General features: G+C 69.3%; 15 protein-coding genes. 9 read left to right on the plus strand and 6 right to left on the minus strand.

All coding sequences use genetic code 11. The features are described from left to right. Window positions 1-9 precede the first annotated feature (9 nt). Genes ACQY4O_RS08505 through ACQY4O_RS08535 form a run of 7 tightly spaced genes read left to right on the plus strand, consistent with a single transcriptional unit; the run spans window position 10 to window position 8978 of the window. Window positions 10-1677 carry a peptide ABC transporter substrate-binding protein gene (locus ACQY4O_RS08505; protein ID WP_428375781.1) on the plus strand — a complete coding sequence of 556 codons (1668 nt, stop codon included), beginning with the start codon at window positions 10-12 and terminating at the stop codon, window positions 1675-1677. Next, the gene (locus tag ACQY4O_RS08510; protein WP_428375783.1) at window positions 1674-3344 is read left to right on the plus strand and encodes a peptide ABC transporter substrate-binding protein; all 1671 of its coding nucleotides are present in this window, start codon (window positions 1674-1676) and stop codon (window positions 3342-3344) included. The genes ACQY4O_RS08505 and ACQY4O_RS08510 overlap by 4 nt, the downstream gene beginning before the upstream one ends. Further along, a complete protein-coding gene (locus ACQY4O_RS08515; RefSeq protein WP_428375784.1) occupies window positions 3302-4990 on the plus strand; it encodes a peptide ABC transporter substrate-binding protein in 1689 nt (562 codons plus the stop codon). The genes ACQY4O_RS08510 and ACQY4O_RS08515 overlap by 43 nt, the downstream gene beginning before the upstream one ends. Before the next feature lie 21 nt (window positions 4991-5011). Beyond that, window positions 5012-5974, plus strand: coding sequence for an ABC transporter permease (locus ACQY4O_RS08520; RefSeq protein ID WP_428375786.1), 963 nt, complete (start codon window positions 5012-5014; stop codon window positions 5972-5974). Next, entirely contained in the window at window positions 5967-6860 is an 894-nt protein-coding gene (locus tag ACQY4O_RS08525) for an ABC transporter permease (protein WP_428375788.1), read from the plus strand. Before ACQY4O_RS08520 ends, ACQY4O_RS08525 begins: the two co-directional genes overlap by 8 nt. Continuing rightward, complete coding sequence (locus tag ACQY4O_RS08530; RefSeq protein WP_428375790.1) at window positions 6857-8707, plus strand: dipeptide ABC transporter ATP-binding protein; 1851 nt, start codon at window positions 6857-6859, stop codon at window positions 8705-8707. Before ACQY4O_RS08525 ends, ACQY4O_RS08530 begins: the two co-directional genes overlap by 4 nt. A 46-nt stretch (window positions 8708-8753) precedes the next feature. Further along, window positions 8754-8978 (plus strand): DUF2945 domain-containing protein, encoded by a 225-nt coding sequence (locus ACQY4O_RS08535; protein WP_428375791.1) that lies wholly within the window; start codon window positions 8754-8756, stop codon window positions 8976-8978. Between the two features lie 46 nt (window positions 8979-9024). Here the strand turns inward: ACQY4O_RS08535 and ACQY4O_RS08540 are convergent, their stop codons facing one another. The 3 genes from ACQY4O_RS08540 to ACQY4O_RS08550 form a co-directional block, all read right to left on the minus strand. Continuing rightward, the gene (locus ACQY4O_RS08540; protein WP_428375792.1) at window positions 9025-11292 is read right to left on the minus strand and encodes a glutaminase domain-containing protein; all 2268 of its coding nucleotides are present in this window, start codon (window positions 11290-11292) and stop codon (window positions 9025-9027) included. A gap of 177 nt (window positions 11293-11469) precedes the next feature. Beyond that, window positions 11470-13587, minus strand: coding sequence for a lysylphosphatidylglycerol synthase domain-containing protein (locus tag ACQY4O_RS08545; protein ID WP_428375794.1), 2118 nt, complete (start codon window positions 13585-13587; stop codon window positions 11470-11472). Window positions 13588-13592: 5 nt separating this feature from the next. Continuing rightward, window positions 13593-15272, minus strand: coding sequence for a lysine--tRNA ligase (locus ACQY4O_RS08550; RefSeq protein ID WP_428375796.1), 1680 nt, complete (start codon window positions 15270-15272; stop codon window positions 13593-13595). 106 nt (window positions 15273-15378) lie between these two features. Between ACQY4O_RS08550 and ACQY4O_RS08555 the strand changes: the two genes are divergently transcribed. Then, a complete protein-coding gene (locus tag ACQY4O_RS08555) occupies window positions 15379-18384 on the plus strand; it encodes an ATP-dependent DNA helicase (RefSeq protein WP_428375798.1) in 3006 nt (1001 codons plus the stop codon). Window positions 18385-18412: 28 nt separating this feature from the next. Continuing rightward, on the plus strand, window positions 18413-18991 hold the full coding sequence (locus tag ACQY4O_RS08560; RefSeq protein ID WP_428375800.1) for a hypothetical protein: 579 nt from the start codon (window positions 18413-18415) through the stop codon (window positions 18989-18991). A gap of 38 nt (window positions 18992-19029) precedes the next feature. On the opposite strand, the gene ACQY4O_RS08565 is transcribed toward ACQY4O_RS08560, so the two are convergent. From ACQY4O_RS08565 to groES, 3 genes are all read right to left on the minus strand, one after another. Then, complete coding sequence (locus tag ACQY4O_RS08565; RefSeq protein ID WP_428375801.1) at window positions 19030-19233, minus strand: cold-shock protein; 204 nt, start codon at window positions 19231-19233, stop codon at window positions 19030-19032. Window positions 19234-19493: 260 nt separating this feature from the next. Further along, a complete protein-coding gene (gene groL / locus ACQY4O_RS08570) occupies window positions 19494-21131 on the minus strand; it encodes a chaperonin GroEL (RefSeq protein WP_428375803.1) in 1638 nt (545 codons plus the stop codon). Between the two features lie 78 nt (window positions 21132-21209). Further along, the gene (gene groES, locus ACQY4O_RS08575) at window positions 21210-21509 is read right to left on the minus strand and encodes a co-chaperone GroES (protein WP_428375804.1); all 300 of its coding nucleotides are present in this window, start codon (window positions 21507-21509) and stop codon (window positions 21210-21212) included. Between the last annotated feature and the right edge of the window lie 185 nt (window positions 21510-21694).

Below are 21694 nucleotides of genomic sequence, written 5' to 3' on the forward strand. Positions count from 1 at the left end.
CGCGAGAGCGTGAAGACGCTGTCTCGATTTCTGGGCGTGCTGCTTGCCCTTTCGGTCCCGGTCGCGGGGCATGCCGCACCCTCCGCCTGCGGCACCGTGGTGCTGCCGCCCGGCCTGGGCGTGACGGCGCCGGCCGCCGTGACCTCGCTGAACCCGCTGCTGTCCAATTCGGAATACAATTCCGAGGTGTTCGGCCAGATCTACCGCCCGCTAATCTCGCTGGACCGGCATCTGGACTACGATCCGGCCCGCAGCCTCGCCGCGGCGGTGGTGACCCCGGATGGCGGGCATAGCTGGCGCTTCACCATCAAGCCCTGGCTGTGGTCGGACGGCGTGCCGCTCACCCCGGCCGACCTCGTGTTCACCCTCGGCCTGATCCGGCGCCTCGGGCCGGCCTACGTCCACTCCGGCATCGGCGGCGTTCCGGACTACTTCCAGGACGTGCGCGCGACCGGGGCGCACGAGGTCATCCTGACGCTCAACCGCGCGGTCAATCCCGACTGGTTCCTGCGGCTCGGCCTCGCCGGCATTCCCGTGCTGCCCGAGCATGTGTATCGCGACCTGAGCCTGCGCGACATGCGCATGCGCCAGACCGACCCCAGCCTGTTCCGGGTGTCCGACGGCCCGTTCCTGATCGACGCGTTCGCGGTCGGGCGATACATCACGCTGGTGCCGAACCCGCTCTACGGCGGCAGCAGGCCGACGCTGAAGCGCCTGGTGATCGATTTCCTCGAGGGCGGCGATCCGCTGCAGGCGCTGCGTTCCGGCGAGATCGACGCTGCGAACATTCCGTTCCCGCTCTGGGATCTCGCCACCGCGCTGCCGAACCTGCGCACGACCAGGCTCGGCGGTTCGTTCGGCTATGACGCGATGATCCTGAATTTCCGCAGCCGCAGCGCGCCGTTTCTGCGCGACGTGCGGGTGCGGCAGGCGATGGCGCTGGCCATCGACCAGCAGGAGATCAGATCGCTCGTCTATCACGGCCAGTCGACGCCGATCCACGGGCCGGTGCCCCCGGCGATGACCGGCTTCCTGTCGCCCCGCGCCAGGGACGGCTATCCCGCGCTGCAGTACGCGCCGGAGCGGGCGCGGGCGCTGCTCGACGCCGCCGGCTGGCATCCGGGGCCGGACGGCATCCGCGTCAAGGACGGCAGGCGGCTGCAGTTCGAGGACGAGGCAACCTCGGGAACGGCCAGCGCGCTGATCTATCTCCAGATCGTCCAGCGCAACCTCGCCGCCGTCGGCATCGAGATGAACATCCGCGCCGTCGAGTTCAACGAGATGATCGCGACGATGATGGGCAACGGCCATGACTGGAACACCGGCGTCATCGGCTGGAGCGTCAACGGGTATCCGGACAGCCAGGAATTCTTCTCCTCGAACGGGGCACAGAACTTCGGTCATTACGAAGACAGGAAGATGGATGCCCTGAACCAGGCCGTGGTGGTAGCGGCAGGACACCAGGCGCTGGACGCGGCGCAGGATTTCGCCGCCGAACAGCAGCCGTTCATCTTCCTGCCGAGTGGCCAGGTGTCGGTGCTCTCGCGCCCGGACCTGCACGGCCTCGCCGACATGATCAGCCCGAATGGCGCCTGGTCGCCGGAGTTGCTGACCCTGTCAGGTAACATGGCGTGTACCTCCCAGGTTGCAGCCGCCGCCGCGCGGCTCGCGCCTTGAGCATTCCGAACCCGCGCAGGATCGGCGCGCTGCTGACCTGCGCGCTCTTGTGCGCCGCCGCCGCTCCAGTACAGACCTGCGGCACGGTGGTGCTGCCGATCGGGCTTGGCCAAGGCGCGCCATCCGCGGTGACGTCGCTGAACCCGCTGCTGACCAACTCGATCTACAACCAGGAGGTCATCTACCAGATCTACCGCCCGCTGATCTGGCTGGACCGGCATCTGGACTATGACCCGGCGCTCAGCCTCGCCTCGGCGGCGGTGACCCCGGACGGCGGCCACACTTGGCGTTTCACCATCAAGCCCTGGCAGTGGTCGGACGGCGTGCCGGTCACCCCCGCCGACGTCGTGTTCACCTTCGAGCTGATGCGCCGGCTCGGTCCTTCCTACGTCCTCTCCGGCATCGGCGGTGTCCCGGATTTCATCCAGAGCGTGCGCGCGACCGGTCCGCACGACGTCACCATGACCCTCAACCATCCGGTCAATCCGGACTGGTTCCTCCGGCTCGGCCTGGGCAACAGCGTGAAGGTGCTGCCCGAGCACGTCTATCGTAGCCTGAGCCTGCGCGAGATGCGCATGCGGCAAACCGACCCCACCTTGTTCAAGGTGTCGGACGGACCATTCGTGCTCGCCGACTACGCCGTCGGGCGGCACATCGTCCTGGTGCCGAACCCGCGCTACGGGGGCATTCAGCCCAGGATACGCCGGCTGGTTTTGGACTTTCTCGAAGGCGGCAACGCGCTGCAGGCGCTCCGCTCCGGCGAGATCGATGCGGCCAGCATCCCGTTCGAACTCTGGGATCTCGCCACCGCGCTGCCGAACCTGCGCACGATCAAGCTCGACGGCCCGTTCGGCTACCTGTCGATGATCATGAATTTCCGCAGCCGGAATGCTCCGTTCCTGCGCGACCTGCGGGTGCGGCAGGCGATCGCACTCGCTCTCGACCAGAACGAGATCATCTCGCTTGCGTATCACGGGCAGGCGAAGCCGGTCCACGGTTCGGTGCCTCCGGCGATCACCAGGTTCCTGTCGCCCGAGGCGCGCGCAGGCTATCCGTCCATGCAGTTCTCGCCGGCGCGCGCGCGGGCACTGCTCGATGCAGCCGGCTGGCATCCCGGCCCCGACGGCACACGCGTCAAGGACGGCCAGCGACTGCAGTTCGAGGTCGAGGTGTCGTCAGGCGCCATCGACCGCTTCATCGTTTTGCAGGCAGCGCAACGCAACCTCGCTGCGGTCGGCATCGGCATCGACATACGCGGCGTCGAGTTCAGCGAGCTGATTGCAACGTTGCAGGGCAACGGCCATGACTGGAACAGCATCGTTATCGCCTGGACCGTCGAGGCGTTTCCGGACAGCCAGGAATTCTTCTCCTCGGACGGCGCGCAGAATTTCGGCCATTTCGAGGACAAGAAGATGGACGCGCTGAACGCCGCCGTGGCGACCACCGCCGGAAGCCAGGCGCTCGACGAGGCGCAGGATTACGCCGCCGAGCAGCAGCCCTTCATCTTCCTGCCGACCGGCGCGATCTCGCTGCTGGCACGGCCGGAGCTGCACGGGCTGCGCGACATGGCCAGCCCGACCGGCACCTGGTCGCCGGAGTTGCTGAGCCTGTCGGGCGACATGGCGTGCCCGGCGCAGACCGCTTCCGCCGGGACGAGCGCGCGTTGAGCGTCACGAACGCGCACACGACCGGCGCGATGCTGGCGGCGGCGATCATCTGCGCCGCCGCCGCCCCGGCGCCGACCTGCGGCACCGTGGTGCTGCCCTCGGGGCTCGGCCAGGCCGATCCGCAGGCGGTGAATTCCCTGAACCCGCTGCTCACCAGCCTCACCTACAACCTGCAGATCATGCAGCAGATCTACCGGCCGCTGGTCTGGCTCGACCGCCACGTGAACTACGATCCCGGAGCGAGCCTGGCCTCGGCGGTGACGACCTCGGATGGCGGCCGCACCTGGCATTTCACCATCAAGCCCTGGCACTGGTCGGACGGCGTGCCGGTGACCGCGAGCGACGTGCTGTTCACCTTCGAAACGATCCGCCGGCTCGGGCCGGCCTATGTCAGCTACGGCATCGGCGGCATCCCCGACTTCATCGCCGACGTCCGCAGCGACAGCCGCCACGACGTCACGCTGACGCTCGACCGCAGCGTCAACCCGGACTGGTTCCTGCGCACCGGGCTCTCCATCATGGTGCTGCCGGAGCATGTCTATCGTGGCATGACGCTGGAGCAGATGCGCATGCGGCAGACCGATCCCGACCTGTTCCGGGTCTCGGACGGCCCGTTCATGCTCGACGATTTCGTCGTCGGCCGGCATCTGACGCTGGTGCGCAACCCGCTCTATGGCGGCACGAAGCCTGCGATACACAGGCTGGTGGTGGATTTCCTCGAGGGAGGCTCGCCGCTGCAGGCACTGCGTGCCGGCGAGATCGATGCCGCCGACATCCCGTTCCGGCTCTGGGACCTCGCCCGCGCGCTGCCCGGCTTTGCCACGACGAGGCTCGACGGCCCGTTCGGCTACATGGTGCTCTACCTGAACATGCACAGCGCGACCGCGCCCTCCCTGCGCGACGTGCGGGTGCGCCGGGCGATCGCGCTTGCCATCGACCAGGCCGAGATGATCGCGCTCGCCTGGCACGGGCAGGCCGGCGAGGTGCATGGGCCGGTGCCGCCGGCGATGACCGGCTTCGTCTCACAGGCTGCACGCGAGGGCTATCCGTCGCTGCGGCATGATCCCGCACAGGCCCGCGCCCTGCTCGACGAGGCCGGCTGGCGACCGGGACCGGACGGCATACGCACCAGGAACGGCCGGGCGCTGCGCTTCTCGATCGGCGTTTCGGCGGGCGTCGTCGACCGCCTGGTCGAGCTGCAGGTGGCGCAGCGCAACCTCGCCGCGGTCGGTATTGCCGTCGACCTGCACGGACTTGAATTCAACGACCTGATCGCGACGATGAGGGGCAACGGCCATGACTGGGAGGGCAACATGATCGGCCAGACCATCGAGGGGTACCCGGACGGCCAGCAATTCTTCTCCGCCGACGGCGCCTCGAACTACGGACACTACGAGGATGCGAAGATGGATGCGCTGAACCGCGCCGTGGTGAGCGACGCCGGGGCCCAGGCCTTGCAGGCGGCGCAGGACTACACCGCCGGCCAGCAGCCGGTGATCTTCCTGCCGGACGGCGCGATCTCGCTGCTGGCGCGCCCGGAGGTGCACGGCCTGCGCGAGATGGAGAGCCCGCTCGGCTCGTGGTCGCCGGAATTGCTGTCTCTGTCCGGCGACATGGCATGCAATGCGGAGCGTGCAGCCCGGTGAAACATCGATGATGCGCATCCAATGACCCGCATAGTCTGGGGCATCGGCCGCAAGCTGGGCAGCGCCGCGCTGTCGCTCGCCATCCTGATCACGCTGACCTTCGTGCTGGTGCACATCGCCCCTGGCAGCCCAGTGTACCAGATCCTCGGCCCCAAGGCCTCGCCCGCCTCGATCCGCGAGCTCAACCACGCGCTCGGTCTCGACCTGCCGTTCTGGCAGCAATATTTCCGCTGGTGGATCGACCTCGCGCATGGCCAGCTGGGCACGTCCTATGCGGTGGAACGCCCGGTCGGCAGCCTGATCGTCAGCTACGAGCTCAACACGCTCTCGCTGCAGGTCGTGTCCCTGGTCGGCAGCCTGCTGATCGCCTTGGCACTCGGGCTGGCGCATGGCGTGTACTATGACCGAACGCCGGGCCGGGTCATCGGCGGCCTGGAGCTGGCGCTGTACGCGATGCCGTCGTTCTTCAGCGGCACCCTGCTGATCCTGTTCTTCTCGATGCAGCTCGGCTGGTTTCCCGCAGGCGGCCTGGAGAACCTTCGCCTCGCGCACCAGACCGTCGCGTCGAACGCACTGCACATGGCGCTGCCGGCCGTCACCATCGTCCTGCTGACGGTCCCGGTGCTGTCGCGCTACTTCGCGCAGTCGGTGCACGAGGAGCTCGGCCGCGACTATGTACGCTCGGCCGCCGCCCGAGGCGCGTCGCCGTCGCGTATCCTGGTGCACCACGTCATCCGCAACGCGATGCGCCCGCTGGTCACCGTGCTCGGGCTTTCCCTGCCCTCGATCTTCGCCGGCGGCGTGGTGGTGGAGACGGTGTTCTCCTATCCGGGCCTGGGCTGGCTGCTCTGGCGTTCGGCGCTGGCGCAGGACTACCCGGTGCTCATCGGCATCGTGCTGGTGATCGGCATCCTGACCGTGCTGGGCAACCTGCTCGCAGACATCGCCAACACGCTGCTCGATCCGAGGACAGGCTATGCTTGAGGTCCCTGGGCTTGACGCCACCCAACCATCGGTCCCGGTGCGCCTCGGCGCGTCGTCGATCCTGGCGCGGCTGCTGCGGCTGGACGGCAGCAATGCCACGCTCAATGCCGGGCTGGCGCTGGCGGCGGTGATCCTGCTGGCCTCGGCGATCGGTCCGGTGCTGTACGGCCGCGACCCGTTCGCGCTGCACACCGCCAGCGTGCTGGCCGCTCCAAGTGCCACCTACCCCTTCGGCACCGACGATCTCGGCCGCAACGCCTTTGCCCGCCTGCTGGTGGCCGGCCGCTCGACGCTCTACGTCGCACTCCCCGCCACCCTGGTCGCCTTCCTTGTCGGCACGCTGTACGGCCTGGCCTCCGGGCTCGGCCCGCGCCTGCTCGACCAGGCACTGATGCGGCTGCTCGATGCGGTGCTGGCGCTGCCGGGGCTGGTGGTGCTGATCTTCTTCGGCGCCATCGTGCCGCTCACCACCGGCAGCCTGATCCTGCTGCTCGGCCTGATCTCGTGGCCGTCGCTGGCGCGCCTGGTGCGCAACGAGACCCTGGCGCAGCGCGACCGCGACTTCGTGCACGCTTCGCGCCAGCTCGGCGGCGGCCTGGCGCATATCGCCGGCACCCACCTGCTGCGGGTGATGGCGCCGGTGCTGGTGGTCAACTTCACCTTCCTGGTCGGCGACATGATCTTCGCGCTCTCCGCACTGTCGTTCCTCGGCCTGGGCGTGCAGCCGCCGCATACCAGCTGGGGCGGCCTGCTGCAGGAAGGCCTAGACCTGGTGGCGCTCGATGCCTGGTGGCTGATCGTGCCGCCCGGCCTGATGATTTTTTCGGCGATGCTGGCGACTTCGCTGATCGGCCAGGGCCTGCTGGCACGCGGAGGCACGCGATGACGGGACCTGGAACAGTGCTGTCGCTGCGGCATCTCGGCGTCGAGCTGGCCAGCCGCGACGGGCCCCGCCTTGCGTCGAATGTCGCACCGGTGCTGGAGGATCTCGACCTCGAGGTGCGCGAGGGCGAGATGACCGCGCTGGTCGGCGAGAGCGGCTCGGGCAAGACCATCGCCGCACTCGCGGTGATGCGGCTGCTGCCGCCGGGGGCGCGCATCACCGGCCAGGCGCTCTTCAACGGAGACGACCTGGTAAAACTCGACGAACAGCAGATGCGCGCGCGCCGCGGCAGCGTCGGCATGGTGTTCCAGAACCCGCTCTCGGCGCTGAACCCGTCGATGACCATCGGGCGGCAGGTCGCCGAGGGCCACCGGCTGCATACCGGCGCCTCCGCGCGTGCTGCCCGCCGGCATGCGATCGAGCTGCTCGGCGAGGTCGGCATTCCCGATCCGGCGCGACGCCTCGACGAGTTCCCGCACCAGTTCTCCGGCGGCCAGCGGCAGCGGGTGATGATCGCCGCCGCCCTCGCCTGCAACCCGAAGCTGCTGATCGCCGACGAGCCGACCACCGGCCTCGATCCGCTGGTGGCGCGCCAGATCCTCGACCTGCTGGCCCGGCTGCAGCGCGACCACCGCATGGGGCTGCTGTTCATCACCCACGACCTCTCGCTGGTGGAAAAGCACGCGCAGCGTCTGTGCGTGCTGTATGCCGGACGCAGCGTCGAATGGGGCGAGGCGCCGGCCTTCTTCGCGCATCCGCGCCACCCGTACAGCCATGCATTGCTGGCCGCGGTGCCGCGCCTGGGCCAGGCGACCCTGCGCGGCATCGGCGGCACCATGCCGGACCCCGGGCATCGCCCGGCCGGTTGCCGCTTCGCGCCGCGCTGTCCGCAGCGGCAGGAGGTGTGCACGCGGGCCTATCCTCCCCCGGTCGGCGACGGACGCACGCAGGCGGCCTGCCTGTTCCCGCTGGCGGACATCCCGGTGGCCGCCGCGATCGCCGCCTCGCAACCCGCGGCAGCGCCGGTGCCGGGGAGTGCCCTGCTGCAGCTGCAGTCGGTCACCATCCGCTACGGCGCGCGCGGCGGCCTGCTCGGCGGCCGCAGGACAACGGTGGCGCCGTCGCTGGACTCCGTCAGCCTGGAGCTGGCGCGCGGCGAGTGCCTGGGCATCGTCGGCGAGAGCGGTTCGGGCAAATCCACGCTGGGCCGCGCCATCCTGCACATGCTGCAGTACGAGGGCCGCATCCTGCTCGACGGCCGCGCGCTCGGCGACCTGTCGGCGGGGGATCGCAGGCGCGAGCGGCGGCGGGTGCAGGTGGTGTTCCAGGACCCGCGCGAGAGCCTGAACCCGCGGCTGCGCGTCGGCGCGATCATCGCCGAGGCGCTCCGGCTCGGCGGCCAGCACGACCATGACAGCCTGCGCCGGCAGACCGCCGCCCTGCTGGAACGGGTCGGGCTCAATGCGGCGCTGGCGCAGCGACGGCCGAACGCCATCTCCGGCGGCCAGGCGCAGCGGGTCGCGGTGGCACGGGCGCTGGCGGCGCGGCCGGACATCATCGTGCTGGACGAGCCGACCTCGGCGCTCGATGTCTCGACCCAGGCGATGCTGCTGAATTTGCTGCGCGACCTCAGCCGCGACGAGCGCCTCGCCTACGTGATGATCAGCCACGACATCGCCGCCATCGCCTGGCTCGCCGACCGCATCGCGGTGCTGCGGGCCGGGCGGATCGTCGAACTGGCGCCTACCGAGCAGCTCGTCAACCGGCCGCGCGACCCGTACAGCGCGTCGCTGGTGGCATCGGCGCCGCGCCTTGCGGGCGGCCCGGTCACGGTGCCGGGAGAGGTCTGAACCGGACCCGGGTCCGCCGGTTCAGCCTGCGGGACAGGAGGCGCGCATGACGAGCACACCGAAGCAGGGCGATACCAAGCCTGGTGATAAAGTGAAGTGGAATACCGCGCAGGGCGAGACCCACGGCACCGTCGAGAAGACCGTCACCAGCACGACCAAGGTGAAGGGCCATACCGCGAAGGCGACCGAGGAGGACCCGCAGGTCCTGGTCAAGAGTGCCAAGAGCGGCAAGCAGGCGGTGCACAAGCCCGGGGAACTGAAGCAGGGCTGAAGCGAGGCGGCTGCTGCACGCCTGCGACGCGCAGCAGCCCCATGTTCTACTTGCCGGACTTGAGCGTCAGCGCCAGCGGTGCGAACGCGCCGCCCATCACCGGGCGCGCCTCGAAGCCGGTCCAGGTGGCGGTCGGGTCGTAGAGATCCGGGAACGCCCGGCCTGCCGTGGTCGTGTTGGCGTAGGTGTACACCGCGTTCACGATATCCGTGGACAAGGTCGCATCACCCAGCGCCGCCGCAGTCCAGAGCTCCCAGTCCGCCTTGGCGATGTAGTCATAGACGGTGCTCGAGCCGAACTGCAGGATCTGCTCGGGCTGCAGTTCGAGACCCAACGGCTTGATCTGCGTCTTGTAGAAGGCGGCCTGTTCCGCAAGCACCGATGGCGGGATCAGGCTCAGCTTGAGCAGCGCGTTCGGGTAGGCGTTGTAGTCGTCACTCCAGTCGGTGTCGGCTTCGGTGAGCGTGCTCGGGCTGTACGCGTTGGCGGCCTCCTTGTACGTGTGCAGCAGGTGCGCGCCGGTGCTGTTCTGCGACAACTGCTCCCACGTGCTGATGCCTTCCTCGGCGGCAGTGCGGAAGGTCCTCGCATCCTTGCTCTGGCCCGCCATGGTGGCGATCTGCGAAAACGCATCCATGCCCTCGATGCCCTTGAGTGCAAGGTTGACGCTGTGCGCGATCAGGCCGGCGAAGTCGTCGGTCTGGTTCTGGTATTGCGGATCGACCGCGTTCGAGTAGGTGACCCCCGCGGGGATGGTGTTCAGATACGTCGCCCACTGCTTGAAGATCGCGTAATGCGCATTGGCGTAGGTGGCGGCCTCGGCGGCGGAGACGTGCTGCATGTAGGCGTCCGCCATGATCAGCATGTTGGCGGTCTCCTCCACCGGCATGTTCTCGCCGCCGCCGTCATTGTGCCCGGTCGCATTCGGATACAGGGCGCCGAGATCGTGCGGCGAGAACAGCTCCGGCCACTGGCCGGATTCGGAATAATCGATGACCGGTTCGATCAGGTAACGCAGCAGTTCCGGGTTGGTGTAGAGGAACACCGGGCTTGCCGGAAACAGCACGTCCACCGTCTGGACGTTGTCGCTGCTGCTGATCTCCTCGAGAAACAGGTAAGGGTTGGCAATCGTGTTGGTGAGTTCGGTCGCCGCGAACGCCTGGCGCAGCGTGACCGCGGCAAGTGCCGCGTATTGCGTCCCGCCCACCGCCGTCGCAGCCGCGGTGAGATTGGTGTCGAGCGTATCGGCGCGCGTCACCGCGGCTGCGCTGTCATGCGAGGCGAACGCCAGCATCGCCTCGTAGGACGGGAAATATTGCGTCCAGAGCGAGCGGATCGAGTTGCCGAGATAATTGATCGCCGGATCCCGCTCGCGGCCAAGCAGCAAGGTGAACGGCGATGTCGCGACGCTGCCGACGCTGCCGAGGTTCTTGGCAAAGGCGAACACCGGATAGTCGTTGTTGATCGCGCGCGGCTGGTTCAGGTCGTTGGTGCCGGCGAGCGTCCCGGTCGCGGCGAACAGCGAGCGCACCACGATGTCCTGCCCGCTCTGCACGGTTAGGCCCGCGACCTGCTTGGTGGCCCACAGCGACGTGCCCCAATCGGCGAAGTTGCCGGTCTGGGTTAACACCTGCGGCGCGGTCGGCTGCGCGGTCCAGGCCGCGAGATTGCCGGTCGCCGCCGTGCCGTCGCTGTCGAGCGGGATCGTCTCGGGTGCCCACGAGACCAGCGCGCTCTCGTTGCCGTTGGTCCATTCCGCACTGATGTCGAAATAGAGCTTCACCTGGTGGGTGCTGCCGTCGCTGCTCTGCGCGGTGGCGATGATGTCGGACAGCGGCATGCTGAGCCGCTTCAGGTCGGTCGCCTCGACGGGAGACAGGAAATCGACCGTCAGGTTGACGCCTGCCGCATTGAAGGTGAACACGGACTGCGTTGCCGTGGTCTTGAGCGAGGTCTGCGCCATCGGCTTGAGCGTCGGCGAGCCGGCCGGCAGCACGGGATCACCGAGGAACAGGTAGGGGTGGCTGTCGATGTAGGCGATGCCGGTGATCGCCTTCACGGTGCCGTCCCAATGCTGCGGCCAGGTGCCCGGCAGCACACCGCTGCTGTTGTTCAGCCAGACGTTCAGATACGGCCCACGTGTGATCAGCGGCGCCGCCGGCGGCCGGATCGGCGTGAAGCTGGGGGTCTGGGCGCGTGCGGCCGGCAAGGCGAGCGCGGTGCCGGCCATGAGTGACAGCGCGAACAACGCAGTGCGCGCGGCGCATGCGCGCTGCGCGGCCAGGGTATGGCCGGTTTCGAAGTGTCTCGACATTCAATCCTCCCGATCGCCCGGTTCGCCGGACGTATTCGGCCGGCTTCGTGCCGGCACTGCACGGACTATGCGCCGCGAATCACGCCGGGCCGGGGAAAAATTGCGTGATAATTATGAAATCGCCGGCGACTGAAATAAGAAATCGAAAGCGTGGCGCAGACGTTTCCGATTGTTCCGTCACTGCACCAGCCGACGCTGGTTTTCTTTCTGGCTGCGTAATCGCATCAGCAGGGCCGGCCCGCTCTCGGCGCGGCAGCACAGGTATCGCGCATTCTCGCCGTCTTGGCGCAACGGCCACGCGATCAGGCCGAGATTGGCGTACACGTCCAGCAGCTCCGGCCCGACATTGCAGAACGCGACGTCGCGGCCTTCCTGCGAGGCGAGGTCGCGCAGCCGCCAGATTGCCGAAACCTGGTCGGACGCCGCACCCACGGGATCGCCGAGCCCCAGCAACAGCGGCAGTTGCCGGTCGATACGCTTGAAGGCGATCAACGCGCGCGCGGTCTCGCTGCCCACCGCACCGTCCGGGGATAACGGTCCGGGCACGCCGTCGGGGTAGCGCTCGCGCAGCTCGTCGGTCCACGGGATGATCGCGATCCGTCCCGGCAGGATCAGCCGCCACAGGGTCAGCAGCATCAGCAGCACCGCGCAGCCCAGCGCCAGCCGGGTGCGGTTCGAGGCGTCGTCGCCGATCACCACCGCCCACCAGCTGTTGGCGTCGATCGCGCGCAGGTTCGGCTCCAGCCGGCCCAGGGTCAGCACGCAGCCGACCAGCAGCAGCAGCGGCAGCGCGGTGCCTGGGGCGAACGGTTCACTCAGCACGCGGGCATGCCGATAGTACGAGTGGCGGAACGGTGCCAGCACCAGCGCCGTCAGCACCAGCGCGCCCGGCACCAGCGGCATCGTGCCGCGCAGGAAGGTCAGGCCGGCGCCCACGCAGAGCAGCGCGATGGTGGTGCCCCAGGCCAGGGTCACGCGGTTGGACAGGCCGATCGCCAGTGCCATCAACCCCGCCCCGATCAGCGACGGGACGTAGTCGCGGGCCATCGCGGTGACCCAGGCGAAGCCGGTCGGCTGCTCGAACAGACCGGTCGCGGGCGGGATGAAGGCGTCGAGGTCGGAGGCGGGATCGAGCACGCCGAGGGCCAGCAGCATGGCGCCACAGAGCGAGACCGCGCCCACCGCCACGATCACCGAGAAATCCGCCTCGCTCTGCCGCAGCGACAAGGCGGGCCGGACCGCCCCGGAGGGCCGGATCGCGGCGGCGTATCGTGCGTCCGCCGGACGGCGCGCCTGCACGATCGCCCGGCCACGCAGCAGCATCTCGTGGCCGGCGAACAGGATGCCGGCGATGAACAGCGGCACGATGTAGTAGAAGATGCGAAACACGAACACCATGCCGAGGATCTGCGGCGCCGGCAGCCAGTGCGACAGGCCGAGCAGCATGGCGCCGTCGAACACCCCGAGGCCGCCGGGCACGCTGGCCACCAGGCCTGCGGTGTAGGCGGCGATGTAGATCGCAAGGAAGGTCGCGTAGCCGAGCCCCTCGGTGGGCGGCAGCAGGGTGTAGGCGATGGCGGCGGTCGCGGCCACGTCCAGGGTTGCGACCACGACCTGGCCGACCGCCATGCGCAGCCCGGGCAGTTCGACGCGCACGCGCCGGAACGCGAGCACCCTCGGCCGGCACGACAGCAGCACGTAGGCCAGCACCACGCCCCAGCCGGCGAGGCCGGCCGCGCGCAGCAGCAGGTGCGGTGCAAGCGCGCCCAGGATCGGCAGCGAGCCGGGCTCGATCAGCAAGACGCCGCCGATCAGCGCGCAGGCGCCGAGCACGAAGGTGACCGAGCAGAAGGCGATGATCTGCGCGATCTCCGCGGGTGCGAGCCCCCAGTTGCCATACAGCCTGAAGCGCACCGCGGCCCCCGACAGCGCCGAGAAGCCGAGATTGTGCGACAGTACGTAGGAACAGAACGAGGCGAAGAAGGTGCGCCGGAACGCAAGCGGATGGCCGACATGGATCGCCGCCAGCCGGTCGTAGAACGACAGCACGAAGTAGGCGACCAGGGTGCATCCGGCCGACGCCAGCAGCGCCGGGGTGGGGATCGCGGTGAGCCCGGCGCGGACCTGGCCGAAGCTGAGATGGCGGAACTCGCGCTGCACGACGAACACCGCGCCCGCCAGCAGCAGCAGTCCCAGAAGGTGCGGCAGGTGTCGGCCGAGGCGCCGCACCAAGGTTGGCGGCGCGCAACGCCTGCTGTCCGGGTTCGGCTCTCGGGACGGCGGCAGCGGATGCATCCGGCTCAGCGTTTCCGGCTCGGTTCCGCGTCGACTTCGCCAGACGCCGCCATGCCGGGTCGGCTTGCCTCGAGCAGCGCCGTCCCCTCGATCAGGGCGACTGTCTCGGCCACGCCATAGAGCGCGATGAAGATGCCGAAGCGCGGCCCCTCCGTCTGCCCAAGCAGCACCTCGTACAGGCAGCCGAACCAAGTTCGCAGCGGCTCGAAACGGTGCCGCTTGCCGACCTCGAACACCAGGTCCTGGATCGCCTCTGGCGCCATCGGCTCGTCGCCGACGCCCTTCAGGGTCTCGGCAAGGTCGGCGAGGGCCGCGCGCTCGCGCTCGTCCGGCGCCCTGAACTGCTTCTGCGGGCGCACGAAATCTCGGTAGTACAAGATAGCATGGTCGACGAGGCGATCGAGCAGCGGCTCGGCGCCGGGGACCAGTCCGGGCTGGTAGCGGCGCAGGAAGCCCCAGAGCACCTCCGCGCTCTCGGTGTTGGCCACCGCCGCCAGGTTGAGCAGCATGCCGAACGAGACCGGGCCGCCGCCCGCCGCCTCCGGCAACCTCCCGCCATGGATGAACCAGGCCGGGTTCGCCTGCAGCCCCGGCTCGTCGGCGGAGGCCTCCTGGATGTGCGCCTTGACCAGGTTCGCCAGGTACTCGTCGACAGCGCGCGGGATCACGTCGAAGAACAGCCGCTTGGCGCGCTGCGGGTTGCTGTACATGAACTGCGCCAGCCCCTCCGCCGGGGCGTAGCGCAGCCACTCCTCGACCGACAGCCCGTTGCCCTTGGACTTCGAGATCTTCTGCGCGTGCTGGTCGAGGAACAGCTCGTAGGTCAGGCTCAGCGGCGGCTCGGTGCCGAGCAGGCGGCAGATCCGCGTCGACAGCCGCACGCTGTCGATCAGGTCCTTGCCCGACATCTCGTAATCGACCCCGAGCGCCGCCCAGCGCATCGCCCAGTCCGCCTTCCATTGCAGCTTGGCGTGGCCGCCGGTCACCGGTGTCTCGTAGCGCGCACCGGTCTCGTCCGCCCAGGCGATGGTGCCGGCATCGGCGTCGATGCCGTCGATGCGCACCTGCATCACCACCCCGGTGCGCGGATGCAGCGGCAGGAACGGTGAATAGGTGGCCCGGCGCTCGGCGCCCAGCGTCGGCGCGATCACGGCGACGATCTCGTCATGCGCCCGCAAGGCGCGCAGCAGCGTCGCATCGAAGCGGCCGGACGTATAGTACTCGGTGGACGAGGCGAACTCGTATTCGAAGCCGAAGCCGTCGAGGAAGCGGCGCAGGCGGGCATTGTTGTGGGCGGCAAAGGACTCGTGGGTGCCGAATGGGTCCGGCACGCGCGAGAGCGGGCGGCCGAGAAATTCCCGCAGCATGTCCTGGTTCGGCACGTTGTCGGGCACCTTGCGCAGCCCGTCCATGTCGTCGCTGAACGCCAGCAGGCGGGTCGGCCGGCCGGTGAGCGCGCGGTAGGCCTGCCGCACCCAGGTCGTGCGTGCCACCTCGCCGAAGGTGCCGATATGCGGCAGGCCGGACGGCCCGTAGCCGGTTTCCAGCAACGCCGGTTGCGCCGGGTCGCGGCCGGCCGTTCGCGCCGCCAGCTTCGCCGCCTCGTCGAACGGCCAGGCTTTCGGCAGACCGGAATCCGGAGTGCGGCCGGAAGGCTCTGCGGAACCGGAACTGCTTGCGGACATCGTGCGGAAGCTAGGAACCGGCGGCGATGGGGTCAATTGCTGCGCAACGGGACCCGGCGCTGCCGCGAACCAGGACAGCCGGCACATGGGTCTATAGAGGGGGGGAATGGCTGATCCCGCAACGCCGCCCTCTGCGCCATCCTGGGCGCCCCCTGCCCTGGTGGCCGGGCATGGCCGCACCTCCCTGCTCACCCCCGACGGCGAACTGCTCGAGCTGGCCTCCGGCGCGGCGCTGGCGCTGCTGCGGACCCTGCCGCCGCCGCTGGTGGTGCACGCACCGGCGACGCTCAGGCGGCTCGGGGCAGCCAGCCTGCCGACGCTCGACCTGCTGGAGCTGTTCGCCTTCGTGATACCGGCGCACGGCGCCGCACCGACGCCACGCGGGCTGGCGCAGGCGCTCGGGCTGGCACCGGACGAGATCGGCCGTGCCGATGCCGGCCTGCTGCCGCAGCTCGCCGGCCTGCTCATGCAGCGCGCGGCCCGGCTGCGACGCACGCCCTCGGGCGCCGACATGCCGGGGCTGGCGCAGCTGCTGGCGCACGCCGGCTGGCGCTGGGCGCCGTCGCTGGGCGCCGCACTCGCGCACGTCGCGCCGAGCCGTGGCCCGGCGCCGATGTCGGGTGCGGAGGCGTTGCGGGTCTGGCGCCGGCTGCCGAAATGGGAGGAGACCGCGCCACGTCCGCCGCCCGGCAACGCCGAGGTGGCACCGCAGGAGGCGCGCGCCCGCCTCGCCCGTCTGCTCGGTCCGGACGCGGAGAACCGTCCCGGCCAGGCGGACTATGCCGATGCCGCCGCCGAGGCGTTCCGGGCCCGGCGGCGGTTGGGCGATCCGCGTCTGGTGCTGGCGGAGGCCGGCACCGGCACCGGCAAGACGCTGGGCTACGTGGCACCGTCGAGCCTGTGGGCGGAGCGCAACGGCGGCGCGGTCTGGATCAGCACCTACACCCGCCACCTGCAGCGCCAGATCGAGACCGAACTCAAACGGCTGCACCCCAACGACGCCGAGCGCCGGCGCCGCGTCGTGCTGCGCAAGGGACGCGAGAACTATCTCTGCCTGCTCAACCTCGAGGAGGCGGTCAACGGCGCCAGCCAGGGCAGCCGGACTGGCGCACCGGCATCGCTGGTCCCGCTCGCCCTGCTGGCCCGCTGGGCGGCGGCCACCAGCGATGGGGACCTGCTGGGCGGCGACCTGCCCGGCTGGTTCGCCGAGCTGTTCGGCCAGTCCACCGTGACGGGGGTGGCAGACCGGCGCGGCGAGTGCATCCACGGCGCCTGCCCGCACTACCAGCGCTGCTATATCGAGCATGGCATCCGACGCGCCCGGCAGGCCGACCTGGTGGTGGCCAACCACGCCCTGGTGCTGACCCAGGCCGCCTGGCATGCCCAAGGAGCAGGAAGCCTTTCGGCCGCCGGCACCGACGAGGACCAGGTGCCGACGCGCTACGTGTTCGACGAAGGCCACCAGCTGCCCGATGCGGCGGACAGCGCCTTTGCCGTGGTGCTGTCCGGCCTCGAGGCGGCGGAGCTGCGGCGCTGGCTGCTCGGCGCGGAAGGTGGCCGGTCGCGCGCGCGCGGGCTGCGCCGCCGGCTCGACGACCTGGTCGCCGGACTGCCGGCGCTGGAGACCCCGATGGACGCCGCGTTGCTGGCGACGCGGGCGCTGCCGGCGCCGGGCTGGTCGCTGCGGCTTGCGGATGCCCAGCCCGAGCTGCCGGTCGCGGCGTCCGCGGCAGGCACCGAGCCGGTGCGGATGGCGGATGCGGGATGCGCCAATCCCAGCGAGGCGCTGCTGCTTTTGTTGCGGCGACAGGTGCTGGCCCGGATGCCGAATGCCGGGGGGGCGGCGTCGCGCCGCCAGGGCCCGCTCGAATGCGACCTGCATCCGGTGGCCGACGACCTCGCTTTGGCCGCGGCCACCCTGGAGCGGGCCCTCGGGCGCATCCTCGAGCCCCTGCTGACCCTGGTCGCAAGGCTCGGCGCGCGGCTGGAGGCGGAGGCCGACACGCTCGACGCCACCGCCCGGGGCCGCATCGAGGCGATCAGCCGGACCATACGCAGGGGGGCGATCGGCCGGCTGGAAGCCTGGATCGCGATGTTGCGCGCGCTGCCCGAGGCGCCGGACCCGGCAGTTCGTCCGGACCATGTGATGTTCCTCAGGCTGGATCGCCGGGATGCCGCGCGCCGGGATGCCGAGCAAGGACCGCAGGGTGCTGCGATCGACCGCGACATCGGCCTGCACCGGCACTGGCTCGATCCCTCGGTGCCGTTCGCCGCCGTCCTGGCGGCGCCCGCGCACGGCATGCTGATCACCTCGGCGACATTACGCGACGATACGGGGCGCGACGACACCAGAGGCGACGAGACCGGCGCGAACGCCGAAATTTCCTGGGCGGCGGCGGAAGCCCGCGTCGGCGCCTCGCACCTGCCCTCGCCGGCGCTGCGCGCGTCGCTCGCCTCGCCGTTCGACTATGCCAGGCAGACCCGCACCTTCGTCATCAACGACGTGGCGCGGGACGATCCGGAGCAGCTTGCCGGCGCCTACCGGTCGTTGTTCCTGGCGGCGGGCGGCGGCGGGCTCGGGCTGTTCACCGCGATCAGCCGGCTGCGCCTGGTGCATCGCCGGCTGGCGGCGCCGCTGGAAGCGGCCGGCATCCCGCTCTTCGCCCAGCATGTCGATGCCATGGACAATGCAACCCTGGTCGACGTGTTCCGCACCGAGACCGACAGCTGCCTGCTCGGCACCGACGCCATGCGCGATGGCGTCGATGTCCCGGGCGATGCGCTGCGGCTGGTGGTGTTCGAGCGGGTGCCGTGGCCGCGCCCGGACATCCTGCACCGGGAGCGCCGGCTGCATCTCTCGGGCGGCGCACCGTCGGTCTATGACGACCGGATCGCCCGCCTGCGGCTGCGCCAGGCGTTCGGCCGGCTGATCAGGTCGGCAACCGATGTCGGCGTGTTCGTGCTGCTCGACCGTCGCACGCCGTCCCGGCTGCTGTCGGCGTTCCCCGCGGGCGTGGTCGCCGAGCGCACCGGGCTGGCCGATGCGGTGGCCCGGACCGCCGGCTTCCTGGCGCCGCGGGCCGCCTCAACTCCGGGCACGCTGCGACGTTGAATGGTCTCGCATGCAGGAAGGCCGCGTGATGAGCGACGCCCCGAACGAACCGCCAGGCAACCCGGGCACCATCCCGATCATGTCCGATGCCATTCGCGAGGTGCAGGGCATCATGCCGGACGAGGGCACCTTGCAGCAGGCCACCCAGGCGCTGCTGACCGCGGGGTTCGACCGGCACGATCTCAGCCTGCCGGCGCCGCGGCCAAGCCCGCAGGACACCACGCCCGAACAAGGCGCCGAGAACCCGACCGACGAGCATGATGCGCGCCAGGCCAGGACGCTGGCCAACAGCACGGTCGGCGTCGCGGGGGCGTTGATGGGCGGCCTGGTGGCCTCGGTCGCAACCGGCGGTGCGGCGATTCCTGCCGCGGCCGCTGCCGTCGCGGCCGGCCTTAGCGCCGGTGGCCTGTCACAGGCGACGTTCCAGGGTGCCGCCAACGTCCGCGAGCAACGCCATGACGCGCAGGGTGCACGCGGCGAACTGGTGCTCGCCGCCCTGGCGCGCGACCCCGAGCATGAGGCGCTGGCCACCAGAGTGCTCAGCGAGGCTGGCGCGCTCTGGGTCGAGACCGTCGAGCGGACCGGCAGCCTGACCCGGATCGCCTGACCGGGATCGCCTGCGGCGCGGCGATCCGAAGGCGGCGATCAGGCCGGCTTGAGGTTGGTGGCGGCGGCCTTGCCGCGCTCCATGGCAATCTCGTAGGTGACCTTCTGGCCTTCATTCAGGCCGCGCAGGCCGGCAGCCTGGACGGCGGTGATATGCACGAAGACATCCTTACCGCCATCCGACGGCATGATGAAGCCGAAACCCTTGGTTGTATTGAACCACTTCACGGTGCCTACGGCCATGACCGTGCATCCCCTCAATCCCAGCCAGGCCCCACGCCCGGACGCCTCAAATCCGAGGCCCACACTGTGGCCTTCGGTTGCCGTTACGTAACAGAACCCGAAATTAAAGACGGAGTCAATCACATCTCCATGACCGCAGTCTGACCAAAAAGAAGGGGTGGTCCCGAAGGACCACCCCTTTCTCAAAAACGATCCGGACCCGAAGCCGAGCCGGACCAGAAGTCCCGGTCCCAGAAGTCCCGGTCCCAGAAGTCGCGGTCCTAGAAGTCCATGTCGCCCATGCCGCCGCCCGGAGGTCCGCCGGCGGGGGCCTTCTTCTCGGGCTTGTCGGCGATCATCGCCTCGGTGGTGACCAGCAGGCCGGCCACCGACGCCGCGTCCTGCAGGGCGGTGCGGACGACCTTGGTCGGGTCGATGATGCCCGCCACGATCAGGTCCTTGTATTCGCCGAGCTGGGCGTCGAAGCCGAACGCGTAGTGTGGGTTCTCGAGCACCTTGCCGGCGATCACCGCGCCGTCCTCGCCCGCGTTCTCGGCGATCTGCCGCAGCGGGGTCTGGATCGCCTTGCGGATGATCTCGATGCCGAACTTCTGGTCCTCGTTCTCCGGGACCATCTGCGCCAGCACCAGGGAGGCGCGGGCGAGCGCGGTGCCGCCGCCGGGGACGATGCCTTCCTGAACCGCGGCGCGGGTCGCATGCAGCGCGTCGTCGACGCGATCCTTGCGCTCCTTCACCTCGACCTCGGTCGAGCCGCCAACGCGGATGACGGCAACGCCGCCCGCGAGCTTGGCCAGACGCTCCTGCAGCTTCTCGCGATCGTAGTCCGAGGTGGTCTCCTCGACCTGCGCGCGGATCTGGTTGCAGCGGCCCTGGATCTCGGTCTTCTCGCCGACGCCCTCGACGATCGTGGTGTTCTCCTTCTCGATATGCACCTTCTTAGCGCGACCGAGCATGGCGAGCGTCACGTTCTCGAGCTTGATGCCGAGGTCTTCGCTGATCACCTGGCCGGCGGTCAGGATCGCGATGTCCTCGAGCATCGCCTTGCGGCGGTCACCGAAGCCCGGTGCCTTGACCGCGGCGATCTTCAGGCCACCACGCAGCTTGTTCACCACCAGGGTGGCGAGCGCCTCGCCGTCGACATCCTCGGCGATGATCAGCAGCGGCCGGCCGGACTGCACGACGCTCTCGAGCAGCGGCAGGATCGGCTGCAGCGAGGAGAGCTTCTTCTCGTGGATCAGGATGTAGGGGTTGTCCAGATCCGCGATCATCTTCTCGGCGTTGGTGATGAAGTACGGCGAGATGTACCCGCGATCGAACTGCATCCCCTCGACGACGTCGAGCTCGGTCTGGATGCCCTTGGCTTCCTCGACCGTGATCACGCCCTCGTTGCCGACCTTCTGCATCGCCTGGCTGATCATCTCGCCGATCTCGCTCTCGCCGTTGGCGGCCATGGTGCCGACCTGGGCGGTCTCGGACGGGGTGGTGATCTTCTTGGTGTTCTTCTCGAGCTCGGCGACGACGATGGCCACTGCCTTGTCGATGCCGCGCTTGAGGTCCATCGGGTTCATGCCGGCGGCAACCGCCTTCAGGCCCTCGCGGACGATCGACTGTGCCAGCACGGTCGCGGTGGTGGTGCCGTCGCCGGCGATGTCGTTGGTCTTCGAGGCCACTTCGCGCACCATCTGGGCGCCCATGTTCTCGAACTTGTCGGTGAGCTCGATCTCTTTCGCGACCGTCACACCGTCCTTGGTGATGCGGGGCGCGCCGAAGCTCTTGTCGATGACGACGTTGCGACCCTTGGGGCCGAGCGTCACCTTGACGGCGTCGGCGAGGATGTCGACGCCACGCAGCATGCGCTGGCGGGCGTCACCGCCGAACCTTACGTCCTTGGCAGCCATGTTTTCTTCTCCAGTTGTTTACAGAACCACTATCGGAAAGCGGCGAGAGGCAAGGAAAAGGCCCCGCTGATCAGAAGATCAGGCGGCCTTGTCGATGACGCCCATGATGTCGCTTTCCTTCATGATCAGCAGCTCTTCGCCGTCGAGCTTGACCTCGGTGCCGGACCACTTGCCGAACAGCACACGGTCGCCGGCCTTCACGTCCAGGGCCACGATCTGGCCCTGCTCGTTGCGCGCGCCGGCGCCGACGGCGATGATCTCACCCTCCATCGGCTTCTCCTTGGCGGTGTCAGGGATGATGATGCCGCCCGCGGTCTTCTCTTCGCCGGTGAGCCGGCGGACCACGACCCGGTCATGCAGGGGACGGAACTTCGCCATAGTCGGATCGCTCCTCGATCGAAAGACGGCGCCCTTGCGATGAAGCGGCGCCGCCGGGGGATTTGGCACTCTCCGGCACTGAGTGCCAGACGTGACCGAGCCGGATTTAGGCTCCTGCCGGGGTCAAGTCAAGTTCGGCAGCACTCGACGGCGTTGAGTGCCAAGCCATTGATCCCAATTACATT

Source organism: Lichenicoccus sp., assembly GCF_965277665.1.
Taxonomy (GTDB): domain Bacteria; phylum Pseudomonadota; class Alphaproteobacteria; order Acetobacterales; family Acetobacteraceae; genus Lichenicoccus.

Coding starts and splice junctions, on each gene's coding strand:
- ACQY4O_RS08565 (WP_428375801.1), bottom strand. CDS start 19,233: ATGGCCGTAGGCACCGTGAAGTGGTTCAATACAACCAAGGGTTTCGGC.
- ACQY4O_RS08540 (WP_428375792.1), bottom strand. CDS start 11,292: ATGTCGAGACACTTCGAAACCGGCCATACCCTGGCCGCGCAGCGCGCA.
- ACQY4O_RS08555 (WP_428375798.1), top strand. CDS start 15,379: ATGGCTGATCCCGCAACGCCGCCCTCTGCGCCATCCTGGGCGCCCCCT.
- groL (WP_428375803.1), bottom strand. CDS start 21,131: ATGGCTGCCAAGGACGTAAGGTTCGGCGGTGACGCCCGCCAGCGCATG.
- ACQY4O_RS08520 (WP_428375786.1), top strand. CDS start 5,012: ATGACCCGCATAGTCTGGGGCATCGGCCGCAAGCTGGGCAGCGCCGCG.
- ACQY4O_RS08560 (WP_428375800.1), top strand. CDS start 18,413: ATGAGCGACGCCCCGAACGAACCGCCAGGCAACCCGGGCACCATCCCG.
- ACQY4O_RS08530 (WP_428375790.1), top strand. CDS start 6,857: ATGACGGGACCTGGAACAGTGCTGTCGCTGCGGCATCTCGGCGTCGAG.
- ACQY4O_RS08545 (WP_428375794.1), bottom strand. CDS start 13,587: ATGCATCCGCTGCCGCCGTCCCGAGAGCCGAACCCGGACAGCAGGCGT.
- ACQY4O_RS08535 (WP_428375791.1), top strand. CDS start 8,754: ATGACGAGCACACCGAAGCAGGGCGATACCAAGCCTGGTGATAAAGTG.
- ACQY4O_RS08550 (WP_428375796.1), bottom strand. CDS start 15,272: ATGTCCGCAAGCAGTTCCGGTTCCGCAGAGCCTTCCGGCCGCACTCCG.
- ACQY4O_RS08525 (WP_428375788.1), top strand. CDS start 5,967: ATGCTTGAGGTCCCTGGGCTTGACGCCACCCAACCATCGGTCCCGGTG.
- groES (WP_428375804.1), bottom strand. CDS start 21,509: ATGGCGAAGTTCCGTCCCCTGCATGACCGGGTCGTGGTCCGCCGGCTC.